This is a genomic window from Streptomyces sp. NPDC055749, from assembly GCF_053617235.1.
This window is the reverse complement of sequence record NZ_JBSHFH010000118.1, coordinates 1-3,012: the sequence shown is the minus strand read 5'-3', so window position 1 is coordinate 3,012 and position 3,012 is coordinate 1. Positions and strand designations below refer to the sequence as shown.

Annotated in this window: 3 protein-coding genes; all 3 read right to left on the bottom strand. The window is 71.7% G+C overall.

Annotated features, from left to right (window positions below; genetic code table 11):
- Positions 1–211: 211 nt before the first annotated feature.
- Positions 212–616 carry a hypothetical protein gene (locus ACWGO0_RS37260; RefSeq protein WP_453544869.1) on the bottom strand — a complete coding sequence of 135 codons (405 nt, stop codon included), beginning with the start codon at positions 614–616 and terminating at the stop codon, positions 212–214.
- A 106-nt stretch (positions 617–722) separates the two neighbouring features.
- Positions 723–2,495 (bottom strand): relaxase/mobilization nuclease domain-containing protein, encoded by a 1,773-nt coding sequence (locus tag ACWGO0_RS37255; protein ID WP_453544870.1) that lies wholly within the window; start codon positions 2,493–2,495, stop codon positions 723–725.
- The coding region (locus ACWGO0_RS37250; RefSeq protein WP_453544868.1) for a plasmid mobilization protein at positions 2,495–3,012 on the bottom strand (518 nt) is incomplete at its 5' end. The genes ACWGO0_RS37255 and ACWGO0_RS37250, both read right to left, overlap by 1 nt.

The following is a 3,012-nucleotide window of genomic DNA, read 5'->3' as shown; positions in this document are numbered from 1 at the left end:
GCGGAACCTCCGCTGCAGCACCAACCGAATCACCGACGTCGTGAAGGCCGTCCTCGTCCTTCGCCACACATCAGCGTGAGGTTGGAAAACGCTCAATGTCGGCCTTCAAGACCACAATTGGGTCTTCAAGGCCGACGTCACGCAGAGCCCCGATAGACCAACAGCGTGCGATATGTCGGTGGCGCCCCTCGGCGTTCGGTCTGGTGCTCGCCTACTCCAGGTAGATGCCGGCGAATACGCCGTCGAACCCGAGCGCGGCCAGACCCGCCTCGACACTCGGGTAGGTCGTCCCGTGCCGGCCGCCGACCAAGGCGTCGAAGTCGGCGCGGCTGATCTCGGGCTCGAGCCACTGGTTGCCGCACCGGCAGCGGACCCAGACGTTGCGCCCGTGGGTGATGAGCAGCCAGTCGCGTCGGGCACGGCAGGCGGAGCACATCACGGGGATGCCCGCGAGAGCGAGTTCGCGTGAGTGGCCAACGCAGCGAATCGCCCCGGGTCCGTCGGCCGGCCGCGTCTCGGCCTGGAGCTGCAGCAGGGGGTCGGTACCAGTGGGGAGGACGGGCAGCGCGGGTGCCGGCTCCGTAGTGCGGGTGGTGGTTCTGAGCACGAGCGTCATCTCCCGGTTGTCGGTCCTGTCTTCATCCGTAACAGCCGGTGGAGCCAGTTGTCCATACATTTCGCAGCGTCCGCTCGGTCGGTAGTCGACTACCGGTTCGACCTGGTCAGCGACGTGACGAGCGGCGATTGGGGTCTTGAACAGCGCCGAGCGGCGCGGCTGCCGTCGCGTTTCGTTCACTGGTGCTGCTGCTCGGCGTGGTGGCCTGGCGGGTGGCGGCCTGCGGACGACGGGCACCGTCACCCGGGTGTGCCGGGAGCTGGGCGATGCGCCGCAGGCGCCAGACCAGGACGTCGCTCACGTCATCGGCGCTGTCGAGTTCGCGCATGTCGATGGCCTGGCGCAGGAGGGCTTCGGAGTCGTGGCCTGCCCGCTCGGCCTGGGCGAGGGTGGCGACCAAGGCGTCGTTGCTCGCTTCCATGCCCCCTGCCCGTACGACCTCCTCCGGCAGGACGGCGCGAAGGGTGGCTTCGTGCGTGAGGCGCTGGGCTTGGGGAAGGGCACGGCCTTGGTCGTGCAGCACTCGCATCGGGGTGGCGGCGGCCTGGCGGTAGGCGGTGCGCAGGTGCGCGGCGGCTTGTTGCGAGGCGTGGGCCTGCTGGGCGTGTCCACGCGCGGAGTGCCAGCGGGCGGCGGCGAGGGTGACGAGGACGAGGGTGGAGACGAGCATGGCGGTGGTGCCCCCGTCCTCGCCTCGGCCGAGCGCCCCGCCGGCCTGGACAATGCCCCGAGCGGCTGAGCGGAGAGCCCGGGTGTCGGCGCGTTCGGCGCGGACATGACTGCGGGTCGCCCGCTCGAAGGCGCGAGCTGCGGCAGCCAGCTCGGCGCGGGTGGTAGCTGGTGAGGTCTGGGCCACCGCGTCGAGGAGCTCTCCGACGCCGACGAGCTGGGCGGCGGCCTCGCCGTCCTCGTCGCGTTCCAGGAGCGTGGCCGAGCTCTCGGCGATAACGACTGCGTTGCGTCGTTGACGGGCGGGCGGTGACCAGTTCGTCCGGTCAGCGGCGACCGCGGGCGCGCTCGGCTCGGCGGCCCCGTCGGTGAGGCGTAGGCGGATCTTCGGAAGGGAGAGGTCGGGGGCCAGTTTGGAGCCGGGGTACCAGACCGGGTCTCCGTCGCGGTTGCGGTCGCCGGGCAGGGCCACGTTGTAGCCGAGCGTGTCACCGGACGGAGCGTGCCGCAGCTTCACCCGCACCCCCGCCTCGCGGAGCCGCGTGAAGAACTCCTCCTCCGAATCCGCTCCCGCCACGGCTCGGCGAACGGCCTCACGGAGCGTCTCGCGCGAGGTCTCCGGGCGGCCGATGCGCTCGGCCTTGAACTTCTCGGCGCTGCTGGGATTCTTCGCTGCGGTGCCGTCGCCAGCGTTGAGGCGACGCAGGCCCATCTCCTTCTCGATGCGGCGGCATTCGGCCTGGGCCTTGTTGAAGTCGTAGTTCAGGCGCGGGTTGCGCAGGTCGCCGCGTACGAGGGTGGCGACGATGTGGATGTGGTCCTCCGCGTGGCGGACGGCGATCCACCGGCAGCCGTCGGGGTCTCCGGCCGGGGCGATGCCGGTGGCGTGAACGATGCGCTGGGCGACGGCGTTCCACTCCTCGTCGTCCAGCCGCCGGTCCCCGGGGGCGGTGCGGACCGAGCAGTGCCAGACGTGCTTGGCGGGCACGCGGTCGCCGGCCTGCTTGACCCGCAGGTCCAGGGCAGCGGTGAGCCGGGCGAGGGTGACCTTCGGGTCGGGGTCGAGGCCGGTGTCGCGGCCGGGGTCGGGCGCGAAGCCGTCCCAGGAGCCGACGAGGTGCGCGTCGGTGTGCTCCTCGCGCCGTCCGGGGCCGTACAAGTAGACGAGGAGGCCGTGGGTGCGGGAGCCGCGTCCGATGTCGGGAACCATCACAGCCGCCGAGTCACCAGGTCGTTCGCCGCATCGTCGACGCGGGCGAGAAGTCCGGTCAGCGTGCCCAGCGCGTGTTCGAGTTCACCGGCGCGCGGCTGGCCACCGCTGTTGAGGACGAAGGCGATCTGGTTGATGTTGTTGCCGATCCGGGCCAGCGCGGTGCGCAGGGCAGCGAGTTCGTCGATGGCGGTGTCGAGGTGGTCATTGCTGTGCACGGCGGCGCGTCCGCGGGCGGCGCTCAGGCCAGCGGTGGCGAGGAAGCGGGCCACGGTGACGCCGCGCTGGGTGGCGGCGTCGGTGATCTCGGCTTTCTCGGCGTCGGAGAGGCGGGTGGTCGTCTTGCGGGCGCGCTCGCTCGGGTTGCGGCTGCGGCGGCGCGGGGTGCGGTCGGGGAAGGCGGGCGTGCTCGGGCTCGGCTGATCGCGGTGGTCGTCGTGGTCGGCGTCTCCCCCGGTAACCGGCACCCCCTGGTGCCGGTTGCCCGGCTGGTCCCCGTGCGCCCTCGCTCGGGGAC